We start from the raw sequence: 18,690 nt of genomic DNA on the forward strand, positions 1-18,690 counted from the left end.
GCAGCAAGCAGCTCTTGCGCTTCATTCGGCCGTTCTGGCGCTGTTGCGCGCGTCTTTCCAGCCAGCGCAGGCTCTGGCAATCATGCGATGCCACCATGCCGGGCTACCAGACCCAGATTCACGAGTTGACCTTCGGGCAACTGACCTACGTCATCCGCGCACTTGCCGACAAACAGCAATACGCCGATCCGGACGAGAGTGCGGCCGATGCCGGCATCTCCTCGGCGCAGTGGAGCCTGTTCGGACAGGTCTGGCCTGCCGGCCAGCTACTGGCCGAAGCAATGGCCACGCGCCCGATCGAAGGCCGGCGCATTCTCGAACTCGGCTGCGGCCTGGGGCTGGCCAGCCTGGTGTTGCGCCGGCGCGGCGCCGACGTGGTCGCCAGCGATCATCACCCGCTGGCAGAGGTGTTCCTGGCGTACAACGCCGCACTCAACTCCCTGGACTCGGTGCCGTATCGCCGGCTCGACTGGGACGCCGGCGCGCTGAACATGGGCCAGTTCGACATGATCATCGCCAGCGACGTGCTGTACGAAACCCGCCACGCCACCATGTTGGCCAGCCTCATTCCCGCGCTGGCCAGGCCTTCGTGCGAGATCGTCATCAGCGATCCGGGCCGCGGCAACGCCAACGCGCTCTCGCGCATGCTGGCGGACATCGGGTTTTCGTTGGTCGCCGGCGAACGCCAGGCCGCAGCGCAGGTGGCCAAGGCGCCGCGCCTGTTCGTCTACCGGCGCAACATGGACAACTGGTGGCCCGCAGCGGGTTAAGTGTCCCTGCCGCGTGACTCGGGTGCAGACGTATCGGCAGACAGCGCGATCGGCCTGCACGGATCGGCCTTGCGCTTCTGGCGCCCGCTCATGCGCATCGGCGGAGCCTGGCGCCGCAGAGCGGGCGCCAAGTCGTCAGAGCCGGTATTCCTTCGGGTCCAGAAACTCGGCAAGACAGGAACCCACGCGCAGTGCCTGCTCGCGCGCATCGCCGCGGTATTCGCCCTGCCCTGCGCCTTCGATCGTGGCGATCGGCGAAGGATGGTCGCGGTGATACACAAACGCCGTCGACGACCACTGCGTCTGCCCAGGGGCCTGACTTTCCATCGTTTCCACGCGGAACTCACCGCAGTAGCCGTGAATCAACGTGCGTCGAAGTGTTCTGTGCGTCATGCCCGGAAGTATCGCCACGCGCAGTTGAAGACCACGTGGAAAACCGCCGCCGCAGGCGCCAGGTCTGCCGGCAAACGCAACAAGTCCATCCGCAGCAGTCGCCGCAACGTGGCATCGACAAAACAAGGAAGAGAGTGTGCACATCCGGCGATTGCCGGGACGCCTTGCGAACGAAGGCGTGGAAATGGTGGCCGAGGACGGAATCGAACCGCCGACACGGGGATTTTCAATCCCCTGCTCTACCAACTGAGCTACTCGGCCACTATCGCAACATGCTGCCTGCGTTGCGAGGACGCGCATCATAGCGAGCAGGCGCAGTTTGAGCAAGCGTTGCGATGAACTTTGTTGCGGGCCGGCGCGGCGACCGCGCTTTCCTGCCTCGGTTCACACCGCGCGGAAGGCGGCATGGCCTAGCCTGCGCAGATCCCGAGGAGAGTGCCATGCGCCTGCCCTGCCTGCTGTTGTCGTTCGCCTTGCTGCTGCCGTTGATGGCCGCGGCCCAACAGCCGGTACGCGCAGTGCCGCAACTGGACATCTCCCGCTACGCCGGGCAGTGGCACGAGATCGCGCATCTTCCGGTGTCGTTCCAGAAGAAGTGTCGCAGCGACATCACCGCCAGCTACACCTTGCGCGACGATGGCTTGATCGGCGTGCGCAACGGCTGCCGCAGTGCCGATGGCGAGCTGACCCAGGCCGAGGGAGTGGCACGGCCGGTCGAGGGCCGGCCCGGGCAGCTGCAGGTGCGCTTTGCGCCGGAGTGGCTGAGCTGGTTGCCGCTGGTGTGGGCCGACTATTGGGTGATCGCGCTCGACCCGGACTACCAATGGGCGGTGGTCGGCGAGCCGGATCGCAAATACCTGTGGATCCTGTCGCGCTCGCCACAGATGCCGCGCGCGCAGTTCGAGCAACTCAAGCGTCAGGCCACGCAGATGGGCTATGACCTGTCGCCGCTGATCGTGGCTGCGCCCTTGCGTTGACGCCAGCAGCCTGAACGCAGGCCGTGCCGCGTGGTGTGCCGCAACGCCTGCGCACGGACACGCCGCAAGGCAGCAAGGCAGCGTCCGTACTGCGTAGTATTCTTGGCGCCGCCTTACACCCGCCAAGGACCTCAGTACATGCGTCGTGCCTACCGTCTCCTGATCGTGTCGCTGGCCTGCGGCCTGCTGCTAAGCGCCTGCGGCGGTGCGGTCCGCCGCGTGTCCGAGCCGGCCGCCAGCATCCAGCAACTGACCGTGCGTGCCGATGGCTCCTGGTCGGTCGATCTGCGGCTGCAGAACTACAGCAGCATCCCGATGCAGTTCGAGCGCGTGGCGCTGGAGATTTCCACCGGCGATCAGCTGGCCGGCAAGCTCGACCAGAGCGTCGGCATCTCGATCGGCCCGGAAACCGCCGACGTGGTGACCGTCAGCGTGCAGCCGACCTCGCTGGGCCGACTCACCGTGGCCGATGTGCTCGCCGGCGGCCGCTCGCTGCCTTACTCGCTCAAGGGCACGGTGTGGGCGACGCCGCAGGACAAGAAGCAGCGCGATTTCAGCGTTGAGTCGCGCAACACGCTCAGCCCGGCCCCCGGCCTCAACGGCGTGCTGCGCTGACGCGCACGCCTTCCCGCACTCGTTTGAAGGATTCCGCATGAGCAGCTACACCGCCCCGGTGACCGATTTCCGCTTTGCCCTGCACGACGTGCTCGGCGCGCAGGCCCTGTTCGCCCGGCTCGGCTATGCCGACGCCAGCACCGACATCATCGACGCCGTGCTCGAGGAAGCCGGCCGCTTCACCGCGCAGGTGCTGGCGCCGCTCAACAGCATCGGCGACGAAATCGGCTGTGCCTTCGACAAGAGCACCCATGCGGTGACCACCCCACCCGGCTTCCGTGCGGCCTACGACCAGTTCGTGGAAGGCGGCTGGAACGGGCTCACCGCCGAGACGCAGTTCGGTGGCCAGGGCATGCCGCACACGCTGGGCGTGCCATTGAGCGAAATGATCAATGCCGCCAACCTGGCCTGGGGCAACTTCCCATTGCTCTCGCACGGCGCGATGGAAGCGCTGCGTCAGCACGGCGAAACCTGGCAGCAGGATGTCTTCCTCAAGCCACTGATCGACGGCCGCTGGACCGGCACCATGTGCCTGACCGAGCCGCATTGCGGCACCGACCTGGGCCTGCTCAAGACCCGCGCCGAGCCCAACGCCGACGGCAGCTATGCCATCACCGGCACCAAGATCTTCATCACCGCCGGCGAGCACGACCTCACCGACAACATCGTGCATCTGGTGCTGGCCAAGTTGCCGGACGCACCGGCCGGCGCCAAGGGCATCTCGCTGTTCGTCACCCCCAAGTTCAAGGTGGACCGCGACGGCAACGTGGGCGAACGCAATGCGCTGCACTGCGGCTCGATCGAGCACAAGATGGGCATCAAGGGCTCGGTGACCTGCGTGATGAACTTCGAAGGCGCGCAAGGCTATCTGGTCGGCCAGCCGCACAAGGGCCTGCAGGCCATGTTTACGATGATGAATACCGCGCGCCTGAGTGTGGGTCTGCAGGGCATCGGCCTGTCCGAGCGTGCGTATCAGAACGCGCTGCGCTACACCCGCGAGCGCCTGCAGTCGCGCGCGCTCAGCGGTGCCAAATTCCCCGACAAGCCGGCCGACCCGATCATCGTGCACCCGGACGTGCGCCGCATGCTGCTGACCATCAAGTCGCTGACCGAAGGCAGCCGCCTGCTGGCGCTGCACGCGGCCAGCCTGGTCGATGTGGCCCACCGCGGCACCACCGAGCAGGAACGCGCCGACGCCGAGACCCTGGTGAGCTTCCTCACCCCGATCTCCAAGGCCTGCCAGACCGAGTGGTCGATCGAGAACACCTACCACGCGCTGCAGTGCTTCGGCGGACACGGCTATATCCGCGAATACGGCATGGAGCAGCTGGCCCGCGACGCGCGCATCACCACCATCTACGAAGGCACCACCGGCATCCAGGCGCTGGACCTGATCGGCCGCAAGACCGCTGCCAGCCAGGCGGCGGGACTCAAGCTGTTCCTGGCCGATGTGGAAACCTTCGCCAATGCGCAGGAAGGCAATGCCGCGCTGGCTGAGTTCATCAAGCCGCTGCGCGACAAGTGCAGCGAGTGGGCGATGCTGACCCGCGACGTGCTCGATCGCGCCGCCCGCAACCCGGACGAACTCGGTGCCGCCAGCTACGACTACCTGTTCTATTCCGGCTATGTGGTGTTGGCGTACTGGTGGGCGCGCAGCGTGGCCGCTGCCGATGCGTCCGCGCACAGCGAGGAGTTCAAGCGCGCCAAGCGCGAAACCGCCCGCTTCTACTTCGCACGCATGTTGCCGCGCACGCTGACCCATGCCGCCACCATCCGCAGCGGCGCAGCGCCGTTGATGACGCTGGAAGCGGAATTGTTCGGCGAAGCCTGAGCAAGCGTCATCATCGCGGTGGGCTGCCGCTGTCGTAGCAGCGGACCTGGCCGCGATGAGGCGGCACCGATCGGCAGGACGTCGCGCCCTGGTGCGCTCCTACGGCAACACCGCAGGACTCCGCCGCGGTCGTAGCAGCGGACCTGGCCGCGACGAGGCAGTACCGATCGGCAAGACGTCGCGCCCGGGTGCGCTCCTACGGCAACACCGCAGGACTCCGCCGCGGTCGTAGCAGCGGACCTGGCCGCGACGAGGCAGTACCGATCGGCAAGACGTCGCGCCCGGGTGCGCGCCTACGGCAACATCCCTGGATTCCGCCGCGGTCGTAGGAGCGGACCTGGCCGCGACGAGGCAGTACCGATCGGCGAGACGTCGCGCCCGGGTGCGCTCCTACACGGCTAAGCAAGGCCTGCAAGGCGTCAGAAGATGGTTGCGCAGCGCGGCGGCCGGGGCGGCTGCGCGGAGACGTGCCGACCGATGATTGCAAGACGCACACCAAAGCCATTCGCTGCGATACACAAACTGTCAACGATCGGGTATAAGCTGTTTTCCCGATGGAGACAGACACGCACGCAGGTGATGTGATCTTCCCCGGAGGCTCTTCTGCTCCGGTCGCGGGCAGCGCTGTCGCTGCGATCCAGCAACTTCCCACCTTGCGCCTGCTGTCGCTCGATGCGCATGGCCGCGTGCTGGACTGGATCAATTGGCAGGACGCCGCCTGTCTTTACGCACGCGATGCGGTGTCCTGGACGCTGGGCGAGCCCTGCATGCAGATCCATGGCGGCATCTCGCGCCTGACCGGCGAGCGCAGCGTGCTGGAACTGCATCCCATCATCGCCGCACGCGGGCACGCGCGTTCGCGTGCGCTGGACCCGACGCCGACCCTCAGCAACACCGCCCTGTTCGCGCGCGACGCGCAGCTGTGCATGTATTGCGGCCAGCATTTCAGTCGCCCGCAGCTGACCCGCGATCACGTCATGCCGGTCTCCAAGGGCGGCCGCGACAGCTGGGAAAACGTGGTCACCGCCTGCTTCCAGTGCAACTCGCGCAAGGCCAACCGGACGCCACAGCAGGCGCATATGCCGTTGCTGGCCGTGCCGTACCGGCCGAGCTGGATCGAACATCTGATCCTGTCCAACCGCAACATCCTCTCCGACCAGATGGCGTTCCTGCGCGCGCAGTTGCCCAAGCGCTCGAAACTGTCGCTGTAGTCCGCCATGCCGGCTCGGTGTGATGTTGCGAGCGCCAAATACGACCGTTGGCAATGGCCGATCGAGAGAAAGGCATCATCGACGGTGTCGAGCGATCCGCTCACGACGGCGCATTGCCTCGCCTGGCCTCGTACCCGTTCTCCCCTGTGCACCGGCTTCACCCGCGAGCCATACGACGGCCAGGCAACCCTGAACTATCCCCAGGCCGCTGACCCAGGTGCGGCAGATTGCCGCAGCCCTGGAAACCCGGCGCGCCCGCCTGCGCTGCCAGCGCGCTCGGCCATCACTTCCCGCTGACAGCTGAACCGGTTTGCTTGCCGGGCCTTCGCATGGGGAGGACAATACGGCTTCAGAACATTGACACGATGATGATCGACTCCACCCGCTATCCGCGCCTGTCCCGCATCCAGACCCCCGACGATCTGCGCACTTTCGACGAGGCCGATCTGACCGCGATCGCCGAAGAACTGCGCGCCTACCTCATCGAATCGGTGGGCAAGAGCGGCGGGCATTTCGCGGCCGGACTGGGCGTGATCGAGCTCACCGTCGCCCTGCACTACCTGTATCAGACCCCGGTCGATCAGCTGGTGTGGGATGTGGGCCATCAGACCTATCCGCACAAGATCCTCACCGGCCGCCGCGACCAGATCCACACGGTCAAGCAAAAGGACGGCGTGGCGCCGTTCCCCAAGCGCGAAGAGAGCGTCTACGACACCTTCGGCGTCGGGCATTCCTCGACTTCGATCTCGGCCGCGCTGGGCATGGCGATCGCCGCGCAGCGCAACGGCGACGAGCGCAAGGTGGTGGCGGTGATCGGCGACGGCGCGATGACCGCCGGCATGGTCTACGAGGCGCTCAACCACGCCGGCGGCATGGACCCGGAGCCGAACCTGCTGGTGATCCTCAACGACAACCGCATGTCGATCTCCGAAGCGGTCGGCGGGCTGACCAAGATGCTGGGGCGTGCCAGCGGCAGCCGCACCCTCAACGCCATCCGCGAGGGCGGCAAGAAGATCCTCGGCGACAAGAAGAACAATCCCACCGCGCGCTTCGTGCGGCGCTGGGAAGAACACTGGAAGGGCATGTTCGTGCCGTCCACGCTGTTCGAGGAAATGGGCTTCCACTACACCGGCCCGATCGACGGCCACGACCTGCCCGGCCTGGTCGGCGCACTGAAGACCCTGAAGACGCTCAAGGGCCCGCAGTTGCTGCACGTGATCACCACCAAGGGCAAGGGCTACGAGCTGGCCGAAGGCGACCAGATCGGTTATCACGCCGTGGGCCCGTTCGATCCGAGCAAGGGCCTGGTCGCCAAGGCTGGCGCCAAGAAGCCGACCTATACCGATGTCTTCAGCGACTGGGTCTGCGACATGGCCGCGGCCGAACCCAGGTTGCTGGTGATCACCCCGGCGATGCGCGAGGGCTCGGGCCTGGTGCGTTTCAGCAAGGAATATCCGCAGCGCTATTTCGACGTGGCGATCGCCGAGCAACACGCGGTGACGCTGGCCGCCGGCATGGCCACCCAGGGCGCCAAACCGGTGGTGGCGATCTACTCCACCTTCCTGCAGCGCGGCTACGACCAGCTGGTGCACGACGTGGCGGTGCAGAAGCTAGACGTGCTGTTCGCGATCGACCGCGGCGGCGTGGTCGGCCCGGATGGCGCCACCCACGCCGGCAACCTGGACCTGAGCTTCCTGCGCTGCGTCCCGCACATGGTGGTGATGGCGCCGGCCGACGAGGCCGAATGCCGGCAGATGCTGACCACCGGCGTGCATTACGAAGGCCCGGCGGCAGTGCGTTACCCGCGCGGCACCGGCCCGGGCAGCGCACTCGATGCATCGCTCACCAGCCTGCCGATCGGCAAGGCGCAGCTGCGTCACAGCGGCACACGTATCGCCCTGCTGGGTTTCGGCGCAAGCGTGGATGCCGCAGAAGCGGTCGGCCGCGAACTCGGCCTGACCGTGGTCAACATGCGCTTCGTCAAACCGCTCGATAAAGCCATGCTGCTGGAGCTGGCCAAGAGCCACGAAGGCTTCGTCACCATCGAAGACAACGTCGTTGCCGGCGGCGCCGGTTCCGGCGTGGCCGAGCTGCTCAACGCCGAAGCGGTCACCATGCCGATGCTGCACCTGGGCCTGCCGGACAGCTTCCAGCATCACGCCAGCCGCGAAGACCTGCTGGCCGAGGCCGGCATCGACCAGGCCGGCATCCGCGCCGCCGTGCTCAAGCGCTGGCCGCAGCTGATGGCAGGCAAGCCGCCCGCGTTGAATGCCGCTGCAGGCTGAAGCCTGCGCGGGTCACACGCGGCGGCAGTTGCGGCAGGCGGTTGCAGAATCGCCTGCCCGTGCCGGCAATGCCGTATGCCGCGTGCTGACGCTGATGCGTTGACCCGCAACACGACCGATCCCGCGCGATAACGCATCAGACCTGCGGCACCGCCCCGGTGCGTGCAAACGCCTCCACCAGCCGCACGATGCGCGCCTGCGCATCGATGTCGTGCAGCTCCGTCTGCAATCTGCGCACGCCCACCGGCAGCTCGGTGGCAGCGAGTGCCTCGCGCAACAGCGCAGGCAGGCCGTCCAGCTCGCGCAGCCACCACGACGCACCTGCGCGCTGCAGGCGCGCGGCATGGTCGAACTGATCGTAATCCAGCGGGTAGACGATCGACGGCAAGCCCGCGGCCAGGCAGGCATACAGGATGCCGGCACCGCCATGGTGGACCACCAGGTCGTAGCGATGCAGCTGCTGCGCGTAGTCCACGTACGGCAGGCGCTGGTAGTTGCCGTGCGTCTGCGCTGACGGCGCGGCGCTATCGCCATCGCTGAAGTGGAAGATCACCTGCGGAAACTGCACTGCGACGGCACGCAGCACCTGGTCCATCCGCTGCTTGACCCATTGCAGATGCGTGCCCAGCGTCACCAGCACATGCCGACGACCGGGGACGAACTGCGGCGGCGCAACCGCCGCGGGCGGCGTGCACAGCTGCGGACCGACGAAGCGCACCGCCGCCGGCCAGCGCCGTGCCAACTCGAACGATGGCAGACCCAGGGCCAGGATGCAGTGCGGCGAATACACCGCCTCGCTGCGATCGCTGCGATAGATCGCCGGCAATCCGGATGCGCGCATCTGACGGCGGTAACACAGGTGCAGGCTCCGTTTGAAGCCGCGCGTCAGCCGCCGCGCCATCGCCTGCCAGATCCGCTGCGCTGCCGTGGATGGCGGAAGCAGGCCGCCGAAATACGCCGGAGGCCCGTCGCCGGTTTCGATCACGCATGGCGACGGCATGCTGGTCCACCAGGCGATGCCCATCGCCTGCGCTGCCAGCCCCGCGCTCGGCAGAGTGAAATCGGCGATCACCAGGTCCGGCCTCCGCTCGCTCCAGCGCTGCCGTACCGCATCGCCCACGCGCGCCATCAGGCCAAGCGCGCTGTGCAACTGTCGGCGCAGCCGCAAGGGATTGTGGCCTACCGCATGCGGTGGATTGGCGATATCGAGCAACTGCCGGTCGGCTTGTGCATCCAGCACGCCGACCGCGCTCAGCCCGCATGCACGGATGCGCGCCAGTGCCGCCGGCGTGCTGATGACTTGGACATCGTGATGTGGCGCCAGCTGCCGGGCGATCGCCAGGATCGGATGCAGATGCCCGCTATACGGCGGCGCGATCAGATCAATGCGCATGTTCCCTCCCCTGCACTGCCTGCTCGACCTGCGCGATGAAGGCCTGGCACTCGGCCAGCACTGTCGCATCGCGCAGATAGTGCAGATGCCCGCAGGCAGGCGTCAGATCGGGCGCACCGGCGAACAGCGCGCGCGAGATCCAGTCGCCGCTGCCCTGGACGACGCGCAGCTGCCCGAACGTGCCAGGCGTATTGCACACCGGGCCATAGGCGAACACCGCAAGACGCGTGCGCAGCGCCTGCGGCAGCCGTAAGGCTGTCAGCAGCTGCAGGCCACAACTGCCGGCCAGTAGTACCGTCGTCGGCACCTGGTCCAGCAGCGCCACCACGCGCATGCGATCTGCATCGGCAACGCGTGCGGCGCGCGCGGCCAGATACTGGCGCGCGTTGGACACGCTGGCACGCCACAGCGGCATGTGCCGGTAAGTTGGACTAGCGGAGCGATACGGATAATTGCAGTCGATCAGCCGCCGGCCCGGGCCTTGCAGCTGCTGCAGAAAATGCTGCTGTTGCATGCTCAATGCGCAACTTTCCGGATCGCTTTGCCCGGTGAGGAAGGCGATCTGCAGGCTGGCGCCGTCAGTCCGCACGAAAATGCCCATCCGGCAACACGCGATAACGCCGGGTGCGCCAGCGGATCGTGCGCACCAGCGCGGCATGCAGCAGATGCAGCGGCTGCAGGCACTCCGCAACGACCGACAGCAATGGACGGTGGCGAACCGCGCCGCTCACCCGCCATTGCACCAGGCACAGCAGCAGCGCACGCAGCAGCACGGTGCCCAGCACCCAGGCCAGCGCCGGCCAGCTCGCCTGCGCGCAGGCACAGACCAGCAAGGCCAGCAGCAGCAACGGCGGCAGCCCCTGCAGCACGCCGATCGCCGAACACACGCCGACGGTCTGCCGACGCAGCAGGATCAACGCGAACAGCATCCATCGATGCATCTGGCGTGCGTAGCTGGCCAGACCCGGCATCGCGGTGCGCATCGCCACCGGCGCAACGGATTGGCGGAGTCGCCCGCCGCGCTCACGCACCAAGGTGGCAACGGCCAGATCATCGGTGAGCTGCTGCAGTAACGCGGCAAACCCGCCCCAGGCACGCAGCTGCTCGGTACGCGCCGCATAGCACATGCCGTTGATGGTCAGCGGCGCGGCGAACGGCAACCAGCCCAGATAGGTCAGTGCCGCATTGTTGTTGACGAACTGCGACAGCAGCCGGCCTGGCAGCGTGGCGCTGTCCTGGTAGTACGGCAGCGCAGTGACCATATCGGCGTCGGTCAGATCCTGCAGCAGGCGTGCGAGCGCGCTGGCGCTCAGCTGTGCATCGTCGTCGAGGATCAGGCTGATCGGCGCGCGCACATGCGCCAGCGCGTGCTCGAGCTTCCAGGCCTTGGGGTTGATGCCGGCTGGCGCGGCCGGCACCCGCATGCGCTGGATGCGTGCATGCGGATGCAGCGCGACCAAGGCATCGGCCACGCTGTTTCCCGGGATGTCGTCTGCATCCAGCAACCAGACAAACTGCGCGTCCGGCAGCGCTTGCAGGTTGGCCGCAAGCACCTGCTGCAAATGCGCATCGCCCCCCAGCACCGGCTGCAGGATCGCCACCTCGGCCGGGGTTGCGGTGGCGCCCCCCGCTGGCAGTGTGCGCGCACCACGCAGCACCCACAGCACTGCAGCCGTCTTGACCATCAGCACCGCCAGGTAGGCAGCTGCCACTATCGGAACGACTACGCCCACTACGCCCACTGCGCCGCCTGCCAACGCACGAATGCCTCGATGCCTTGCTCCAGACTGACGCTGGGCGGCCCGAGATCGGTGAGTGTGCGGCGTGAGTCGAAGGTCTTGGAATAGGCGAACGCGCCCACGCCGAAGCGCGTGATCGGCGGCTCGCCGCGCAGGCGCAGCACGCGATACGCCGCCTCCACCACACTGGCCATGCGCAGTGCGGTGGCGATGCGCACCTCGCGTCGCGGCAGCGGCAGCTGCAGGCGCGTGAGCAGGTCCAACAGCAACTGCTGCAGATCCACCGGCTGCGCATTGGTGAGGTTGTAGGACGGCTGCAACTGCGGCGCGGTCGCCGCGCGATAGAGGTAATCGCACAGCGTATCGATGTAGATCAGGTCGCCGATCACCGGCTGCGTCTGGCCGACGAAGCGCGGCAGCGCACCCTTGCGCGCAGCGGCAATCACCCGCGGGAACAGCACCGTGTCTCCCGGCCCGAACACCGCACGCGGGCGCAGCACGGATTTGTCGCCCGGATACTGCTGCAGCAGCGTTTCGCCAAGGTATTTGGTCTGCGCGTAGGTGTTGACGAACGCCGGCCCGATCGGGCTGTCCTCGCTGAGCTCGTATTGATGCTCCTCGCGATAGAACACCGAACTGGACGACACATACAGCAGACGCGGGCAGCCATGGCGCTTGCAGAAATCGATGACGTTGGCGGTGGCCTGGACGTTGTGCAACTGGAACTGCGCACGCGTTCCCCACGGCGAGGCCAATGCCGCAGCGTGGATCACCACATCCGGCTGCCACTGCAACGAGAACGGCTGGCTCAGATCGATGCGATGGTAATTGGGCAGATCGCTGGCGCGGCGCCCGATGCCGTGGATCTCCACACCCGGCTGCCCCTGGAAACGTCGCAGGAAAGAACCACCGACAAAGCCGGATGCACCGGTCACGAGAATACGCAGGCTCATCGCCACTCCGGTTGATAACGGTCAAGACTGGGTTGGCAATGCGACGGCAGGATGGCCAACTCCGGGTGTGCATGCGACAGCGCGTGCAGCTGCTGCACGGTGCGCCGGAACGCGCGCCAATCATGCATCAACAAACGTGTGGGCCAGGCAGGCCACTGCAGCGCAGACCAGGTCGCCGACGACCACACCGCGTCGGCGCACAGCAACACCTCGCGGTCGTGTTGATCGCGCAACCACAGGCCCATCTGCCCGGGTACGTGCCCGGGCAACGGCACGGCCAGCACGCTGCCGTCCTCGAACAGATCGTAGGCCGCGCCCAGCCCTTGCCAGGCGCCGGTCAACGCACGCAACGGCGCCTGCTCGGCAAACTGCAGGCGCCGATCGAAATCCTCGGGGAGCAGCTGCGGCAACAAGGCACGCCGCAGTCCGCCGAGGCGCGAACAACTGCGCAGCTGTTGATAGTCGGCACGCAGGCACAGGAAGCGCGCGTTGGGCAGATCGCGCAGACCGCCGACATGGTCGGCATGGAAGTGCGAAATCAGGCACCAGGCGATCTCCTCCAGCTGCACGCCACGGCGTGCCAGCTGTGCGCCCAGCGTTTCGTGCGCGGGCAGGTGCACCGGCGTGGTCCAGCGATACAGGCGCTCGGGCCAGGGATCGGTCGCGCGGAAAAAATGCTCCGCATACCCGGTGTCGTACAACAGCGCGCCGCGCTGCGGATGCCGGATCAGCACGCTCAACGCGGGAAATTCCACGGCATGCCAGTGGCCGTCCGCACGCACCATGCGCTCGCAGTGGCGGCAGTGGCCGATGCGCAGCAACTCGAGCGACACGCGCGGCGGCATCAGGGCGCGACCTGGTCGGAACATGCGCACATGCCCTAGTACCGCAACACCATGCCACCGATCGCCAACCCGGCACCGGTGCCGAGCAGCGCAACCAGATCGCCACGCTGCATGCGCTGTTCGGTCCGGGCGTGATGCAAGGCATGCGGCAGCGAGGCGGCGACCTGGTTGCCGGTGGCCTGCAGGATGCGAATCACCTGATCGGGGCGCAGCCCCAGCGCCTGCACCACATGATCCAGGCCGCCACCGGAGGCCTGGTGCGGGACCAGGCAGCGCAACGCTGCCGTGGTGGTGCCGGCCTCGCCCAGCAACCGTTCCCAGAATGCAGGCAGATGGCGCGCCGCGAACCGGTAGGCACCGCGCCCATCCATGCTGAAGCTGCGCAAGGCCTCGGACGACTGTTCTTCGCCGCGTGGATAGCGGGTGCCGCCGCCGCGAATGCGGCACAGCTCCGCGCCATCGCCGTAACTGGACAGGCGGCTGGACAGCAGTGCCGAGCCGTCATCGGCGGCGCTGCGCCCCACGACCACCGCGGCCGCGCCATCGCCAAACAAGCCGGCGGTGGCCGGCGTCGATGCATCCAGCCCGCCCGATGCCACCTCGCTGGAAACGATCAACACGCATCGGTAGCGCCCAAGCGCCAACGCATTCGCGGCCATGTCCAGCGCCACCAGAAAGCTCAGGCAGGTCGCATTGACGTCGAAGGCCGGAATGCCCGAATCGCCCAGCCCGAGCGCGCGCTGGATCAGCACCGCCTGGCAGGGAATCGGCTGCTCCATGACGCTGCAGGCCGAGATCAGGCAATCGACCTGACCGGGGTCGATGCCCGCGCTTGCCAGTGCCTGGGTCGCCGCCGCCGCACCCATCGACGAAGCCGTCTCGCCCTCACCCACGTAATGGCGCGTGGCCACTCCTGAGCGCGCGAAGGTGGTACCTGCCGGCAGCTGCCAGCGTTGATCCAGCTGTTGCGAGGTCACCTCCGTGGCGGGGACATGGCGCCCGGTGCCCAGAATGCGCAGCGGCAATGCGTTCAACACGGAGGTCTCGTTGGACAAGGCGCGCAGCATACCGTGGCTGGCGTGGGCCGAGCCGATCGATCACCGAAGCGCGCAATGCGCATCGCCCGCCTGCGAGGACGGCGATCGGTCAGTCGATCGCCACCGCGTTCCAGACCACAACCGCCGGGCAGTCGTGCCGACGTGTCAGGGCGCTTCCACCGCATATCCCAGCGCCTGCAAGCGCGCCAGATAGCCATCGGCTGCGGTCAGCCGACTGATCGGCAGCACTGCGAAAGTGCTGCGATTGCGTTGCAGCGCGGCGGTGGCGATGCTCAACCAGTGCTCGCGCATGCGCCGTTCCAGATCGTCGATGCCGCGCTTCCTGGCGGCGCCGGAACTGGCCATGGCGCTCATGCAGGCGGCCTGGGGATCCTCGCGTGGCAACTGGCGCAGTGCCTCGATGTCGCCCACCGACCAGGCGTTGGCGCGCTCCACCATCGTGGGCAGGTCGCGCTCGACGGTGACCAGGATGCTGCGGAAGCACGCGGTATCGTCCATGCCGCCGGCGCGGAACTCCTTAATGGCCTGGCGCGGGTCGGCGATCTTGTAATCCAGCGCGGTGGGGGTCGGCTTGATCCCGGCGCGCTTGGCGGCACGCTCCACCACCGACCAGATCACCGGCGAGCGCGCCAGGCCGGAGCGTTTGATCGCCGCCTGATACAACTCGCCGGCGGCAAGCATCGGGCGCTTGCGCTCCACCCCACGGTCGCTGCCGAGATAGCGTGCCTTGGCAACCGACCAGCGCGCATACAGATCGGCCGGCAGCAGCTCGCGCAGTTCGCGGCCGTCCTCGTTCTTCATCGCCTTCATCGCCGAGGGCAACAGGGTCAGTTTGCCGAAGAACCCCATGTCCGCATCGATCTGGACGGTCGGGGCCATCAGCACCTGCTGCGACTGACCGATGATCGTTTCCACCTCGGCCGACTGCCACTGCAGCCGCTTCGGCAGCGGCGACACGGTGCCCAGGATCCACAGCACATGATCGCCCTTGCTGACCTTCCACAGGCCCGGGCCGGGCTGCACGCCGCGCACCACCATCGCTTCCAGATCGACCACGGCCGGCGGCGATGGCGCGGCCGGCGGCGGCGGCGTGCCATCGCTGGCCGACGCCAGCAACGCCACCAGCATCATTCCCACGCCCCACCCCGCCCGCTGGCCTCGCATCACGTCTCGCCCCCTGTGTGAGAACGCGGACACTACGCCAAGCCGGCCATGGCCGCGTTAGGGAAATGTTCGCCGCCGCAGCCGCCGATGGCTCAGCGTGGATCCAGGCTGGCCAGGTGCGCAGCCAGCAGCGAGCCGCCGTCGAGCAGTGCGAATCCTTCCCAGACGAATCCCGGCGAGACCGTGCAGCCCACCAGGGTGAAATCGCCAAGCGACCGCGCCGCCTGCCAGCACCCTGCCGGCACCACGTGCATCGGCTCACCGCGCTCGGCAGCATCCAGGATCAGGCGTTGCAGCTGCCCGCTGGCCTCGTCGTAGATCGACAACTCCAGCGCATCGCCCTGCTGCCAATGCCAGACTTCTTCCGCATCGACGCGATGCCAGGCGCTGGATTCGCCGGCAGCAAGCAGGAAGCGGATGGCGGTCAGCGCCGGGCGCGGCTGGCCGCCCTCTGTCACCTGGCGCGCAGACGCATACACGCGACGGAAATGCCCGCCCTCGGGATGCGGGGCGAGTTCGAGCGAACGGATCAAGCTGGCGGCGGTCGGATGCATGCCTACATGCTAAGCCAGCCAACGCCGCGCATGCATCACGGCAGGTGCTTGCCCGCACGCAGGCAGGTGCGGAAGAACACCAGCAGATCCCAGCTATAGCGCTTGAGCAGACGACGCGGCTCGTTGAGCAGCCGGTACATCCATTCCATATGCAGCCGCCGTACCCAATCCGGCGCACGCTTGGCGGTGCCGGACAGGAAATCCAGCAACGCGCCGACCCCAAACACCAGCGGCACGTTCAAGGCGTGGCTGTGATCCAGGATCCAGCGCTCCTGCAGCGGATTGCCGAAGGCCACCAGCAGCACGTCGGCGCCCGAGCGATTGATGCGCTCGGCCAGGCCCTCGCCGGCGGCAGCAAATTCGCCGTAGCCGTCGCACATACCGACCACCTGCTGGCCCAGGGTTCCAGTCAAGGTCGCGGCAGCGGTCTTGCCCACGCCCGGACGACCGCCGAGCAGGAAGAACTTGAGCGGCTGCGCGGCCTCGCGACACAGATACGGAATCAGGTCGGTGCCATTGAGGTTGCCGGCAAAGCGGCGGCCATGGATCAGGCGCGCTGCCAGATCCATGCCGATGCCGTCATTGACGATGCGCACGCTGGGCTCGCGCATCCGCAGACGCAGTGCCTGGCATTGCACGATGAAGTTGGTGTTGGCGAAAAACACCCGGCGTGGTTGCCGGGCGGCCAATGCGTGAAACAACTCCAGTGCAAACGCTTCCTGCGTGGTGGAGAGCACCGGAAATCCGCCAAGCGGAATCACCACGCCCTGCGGCATTCCCGTGTTGGCGGTTGCTGTCGTCTCCGTATCCACCTGCCGGCCCTGCATCATCGAATCACCAAAGGTCGTAAGGAAACGCGGCCAGCAGCCCGGCCTGCAGTTTTGCCAGGTCGAAATCGCCGTTACCGCCAAGCTTCAGGCACTCTTCCACGCTGTTGCCCGAGTGCCACTGCATGCGTCCGGTGCCGTTGTAGTAGTCGTCGTACTTGAAACGATCCTCGCCGTTGCCCCAATCCAGGTACACCGCCGGAATCCCGTACGCTTCGGCAAGAATCAGCCCGTGCAGCGAACTGCTGATCACCAACTCGGCGCCCAGCAACGCACTCATGAAGGTTGCAGGTTTGACGTTGGGAAATACCAGATGGTCCGCGTACGCGCTGTACTTCTCGACCGGCTCGTTGAAATGCGGAACGATAGCGAAGGGGCGCTTGTTCGCCGTTCCCAGCGCATCGGCGGGGAAAAACATCGGTGTCAGCAGACCGGGGTCGCCATAGACTTCCGGTACCGCGATCCCGCGGTCGAGCAGGAACTGACGCGTCTTCGGACCACGTACTGCACGCACATCGAGCGTGCTGAAGGTATTTCGCTCGGCGGGAATCTTGCCGTTGATGCCGCTGCCCCAGACGGTGTCGCCGTCCTTGGCAAAATGCAGCACCGACCCGATGGCGATCAGCTTCTTGCTGAGATCACGCTTCTCGATCAGCGTCTTGTCCTGCAAGGAGAGCACACAGGACACAATCACCTTGGACAGATGATCGCCCATGTTGACGCCAGCGTTCTTCGGCTGCCACCAGAACAAGGCACGGCGTTCCGCATGTTCGATCCATTTCTGCAGCAAAGCATTGGCCATAACGAGCAGTCTCCTTCTAAAGTTGGGTGCGCTGCATCAGTGCGAGAGCGCGGCCTCCGAAGAAGCACGCACCGCTGCGCCATCTTGCTGCGGGTACAAACGGGTTTCCGGATACGCACCTGGATTCAGTACGCGGTCGGTGGTGTCGGACCAATTCAGGCATTGGCGGTAACGCACGCGCGGTGCTTCCAGCGCGCGACTGATGGCCGCAATGACCGACTCACCGTTGCCGGGAGTGTAGCCGAAACGCGATTGATACGGCCCCACGACGGCATTCGGACACACCGCAGGCAGGCCGAAGAAATCGTATTGCAGCAACTTCATCGAACTATCGGCCAGATACACCGGCACCTGCTCGGATGCGTACGGCGCGATCCCGAAACGGGCGTGCTTGATGTAGCCGATGGTCTCGGCGTGCTTCATCTCGCCATAGACGACCACGTTGTCGCCATAGCCGGGATGCCGGCCCATGCCCGAGCCGATCACATGGAACGTGACCTGCGGGAACGCCTTGCTGGCAACCACGAAGAAGTCCGGATCGAACAACATCGAGCCCACCGCGACCGCATGGATGCCCTCGCCGTACGGCGACGGGTCGCCCAGCTGATCCAGGTTGTGATCCACACCGTGACCGACGTGATACACGTTGTCGCGGCTTGCCACTTCCTCCGCCATTGCCGGCGACACCAAGGCGATCACATCCAGCGTCGGTGCAACCCGATCGAACTCGCGCTCGATATAGGACGCGACATTGATCGTGCTCAGGCCGTCGGAAGCGCGATAGACCAGCTTCGCTGCCGGATTGATGCGCTTGGCCAGCTCGATGAAGGCCACTGCGATACCGCTTTCGAACACGATCACGTCCGCCTCGCGCATCCAGTCCAGCAACTGGCGTGGCGGATGCGCGGCATACCAACGGAACATCGCATCTTCGACAGAACGCAGCCAGGCACGACGCGTGTTGAACGGATGCACCGTCGTGCGCCACAGGTAGCAGTCCACGCCCTTGTGCGACACCACGGTGTTTGCGGTGTCGTCCAGCGGCAGCCGCATGTCGCCCTTCATGCGCGATAGGCGGCTGTAGCGCAGCGAGAAAAACCGCGTGGTGCCGCGCAGCGCGAGTTGATCGGTGATGAAATGGATATTCGCACGCCGTGGCGTGCGGTAATCGTGGGCGGACAGGACCAGATAGCAAGGCCGGCGAATGCCGGAAGCGGCGGCGGGTGTATCGCTCATGGGCCGTGTCCTATGAATGAGTGGGAGAAAGCATGCA

18 protein-coding genes and 1 tRNA gene are annotated in these 18,690 nt (G+C 66.5%); 6 read left to right on the plus strand and 13 right to left on the minus strand.

All coding sequences use genetic code 11. The features are described from left to right. The first annotated feature begins 95 nt into the window (after nucleotides 1–95). Nucleotides 96–770: a class I SAM-dependent methyltransferase gene (locus AC1PLS_RS12695; protein ID WP_104554133.1), complete on the plus strand. Its 675-nt coding sequence runs from the start codon at nucleotides 96–98 to the stop codon at nucleotides 768–770. A gap of 135 nt (nucleotides 771–905) precedes the next feature. Here AC1PLS_RS12695 and AC1PLS_RS12700 read toward each other — a convergent pair whose 3' ends face one another. Both AC1PLS_RS12700 and AC1PLS_RS12705 read right to left on the minus strand, forming a co-directional pair. After that, entirely contained in the window at nucleotides 906–1,163 is a 258-nt protein-coding gene (locus AC1PLS_RS12700; protein ID WP_046343205.1) for a hypothetical protein, read from the minus strand. 185 nt (nucleotides 1,164–1,348) lie between these two features. Beyond that, nucleotides 1,349–1,424 (minus strand) — tRNA-Phe (locus AC1PLS_RS12705). 179 nt (nucleotides 1,425–1,603) lie between these two features. On the opposite strand from AC1PLS_RS12705, the gene AC1PLS_RS12710 reads away from it, so the two are divergent. The 5 genes from AC1PLS_RS12710 (at nucleotide 1,604) to dxs (ending at nucleotide 8,082) form a co-directional block, all read left to right on the plus strand. Further along, entirely contained in the window at nucleotides 1,604–2,140 is a 537-nt protein-coding gene (locus tag AC1PLS_RS12710; protein WP_126966007.1) for a lipocalin family protein, read from the plus strand. 138 nt (nucleotides 2,141–2,278) lie between these two features. Then, the gene (locus tag AC1PLS_RS12715; RefSeq protein WP_054592574.1) at nucleotides 2,279–2,755 is read left to right on the plus strand and encodes an LEA/WHy family protein; all 477 of its coding nucleotides are present in this window, start codon (nucleotides 2,279–2,281) and stop codon (nucleotides 2,753–2,755) included. Nucleotides 2,756–2,792: 37 nt separating this feature from the next. Then, nucleotides 2,793–4,586 carry an acyl-CoA dehydrogenase C-terminal domain-containing protein gene (locus AC1PLS_RS12720; RefSeq protein ID WP_481103758.1) on the plus strand — a complete coding sequence of 598 codons (1,794 nt, stop codon included), beginning with the start codon at nucleotides 2,793–2,795 and terminating at the stop codon, nucleotides 4,584–4,586. Nucleotides 4,587–5,140: 554 nt separating this feature from the next. After that, complete coding sequence (locus tag AC1PLS_RS12725; RefSeq protein WP_039815122.1) at nucleotides 5,141–5,797, plus strand: HNH endonuclease; 657 nt, start codon at nucleotides 5,141–5,143, stop codon at nucleotides 5,795–5,797. A gap of 368 nt (nucleotides 5,798–6,165) precedes the next feature. Continuing rightward, a complete protein-coding gene (gene dxs, locus AC1PLS_RS12730) occupies nucleotides 6,166–8,082 on the plus strand; it encodes a 1-deoxy-D-xylulose-5-phosphate synthase (protein ID WP_065031735.1) in 1,917 nt (638 codons plus the stop codon). Nucleotides 8,083–8,218: 136 nt separating this feature from the next. Here the strand turns inward: dxs and AC1PLS_RS12735 are convergent, their stop codons facing one another. From AC1PLS_RS12735 to AC1PLS_RS12785, 11 genes are all read right to left on the minus strand, one after another. Beyond that, nucleotides 8,219–9,475, minus strand: coding sequence for a glycosyltransferase (locus AC1PLS_RS12735; RefSeq protein ID WP_481103759.1), 1,257 nt, complete (start codon nucleotides 9,473–9,475; stop codon nucleotides 8,219–8,221). Further along, nucleotides 9,465–10,076 carry a hypothetical protein gene (locus AC1PLS_RS12740; protein ID WP_102251773.1) on the minus strand — a complete coding sequence of 204 codons (612 nt, stop codon included), beginning with the start codon at nucleotides 10,074–10,076 and terminating at the stop codon, nucleotides 9,465–9,467. Before AC1PLS_RS12740 ends, AC1PLS_RS12735 begins: the two co-directional genes overlap by 11 nt. Continuing rightward, nucleotides 10,054–11,208, minus strand: a complete 1,155-nt coding sequence (locus tag AC1PLS_RS12745) for a glycosyltransferase family 21 protein (RefSeq protein WP_104576134.1) — start codon at nucleotides 11,206–11,208, stop codon at nucleotides 10,054–10,056. The genes AC1PLS_RS12740 and AC1PLS_RS12745 overlap by 23 nt, the downstream gene beginning before the upstream one ends. Further along, nucleotides 11,208–12,167, minus strand: coding sequence for an NAD-dependent epimerase/dehydratase family protein (locus AC1PLS_RS12750; protein ID WP_481103760.1), 960 nt, complete (start codon nucleotides 12,165–12,167; stop codon nucleotides 11,208–11,210). Before AC1PLS_RS12750 ends, AC1PLS_RS12745 begins: the two co-directional genes overlap by 1 nt. Next, nucleotides 12,164–13,012 carry an MBL fold metallo-hydrolase gene (locus tag AC1PLS_RS12755; RefSeq protein ID WP_047125132.1) on the minus strand — a complete coding sequence of 283 codons (849 nt, stop codon included), beginning with the start codon at nucleotides 13,010–13,012 and terminating at the stop codon, nucleotides 12,164–12,166. Before AC1PLS_RS12755 ends, AC1PLS_RS12750 begins: the two co-directional genes overlap by 4 nt. 35 nt (nucleotides 13,013–13,047) lie before the next feature. After that, a complete protein-coding gene (locus AC1PLS_RS12760) occupies nucleotides 13,048–14,079 on the minus strand; it encodes a 3-oxoacyl-[acyl-carrier-protein] synthase III C-terminal domain-containing protein (protein WP_481103761.1) in 1,032 nt (343 codons plus the stop codon). Nucleotides 14,080–14,214: 135 nt separating this feature from the next. Then, nucleotides 14,215–15,234, minus strand: a complete 1,020-nt coding sequence (locus tag AC1PLS_RS12765) for a TraB/GumN family protein (RefSeq protein WP_179465577.1) — start codon at nucleotides 15,232–15,234, stop codon at nucleotides 14,215–14,217. Between the two features lie 92 nt (nucleotides 15,235–15,326). After that, complete coding sequence (locus tag AC1PLS_RS12770) at nucleotides 15,327–15,788, minus strand: cupin domain-containing protein (RefSeq protein WP_184431551.1); 462 nt, start codon at nucleotides 15,786–15,788, stop codon at nucleotides 15,327–15,329. A 35-nt stretch (nucleotides 15,789–15,823) separates the two neighbouring features. Then, on the minus strand, nucleotides 15,824–16,618 hold the full coding sequence (locus AC1PLS_RS12775) for a WecB/TagA/CpsF family glycosyltransferase (protein WP_104576018.1): 795 nt from the start codon (nucleotides 16,616–16,618) through the stop codon (nucleotides 15,824–15,826). A 4-nt stretch (nucleotides 16,619–16,622) separates the two neighbouring features. Continuing rightward, entirely contained in the window at nucleotides 16,623–17,417 is a 795-nt protein-coding gene (locus AC1PLS_RS12780; RefSeq protein ID WP_102251767.1) for a polysaccharide pyruvyl transferase family protein, read from the minus strand. A gap of 36 nt (nucleotides 17,418–17,453) precedes the next feature. Beyond that, a complete protein-coding gene (locus AC1PLS_RS12785; protein ID WP_054592566.1) occupies nucleotides 17,454–18,653 on the minus strand; it encodes a GumK N-terminal domain-containing glycosyltransferase in 1,200 nt (399 codons plus the stop codon). Between the last annotated feature and the right edge of the window lie 37 nt (nucleotides 18,654–18,690).

It is taken from the genome of Xanthomonas sp. NCPPB 3218 (genome assembly GCF_056725185.1).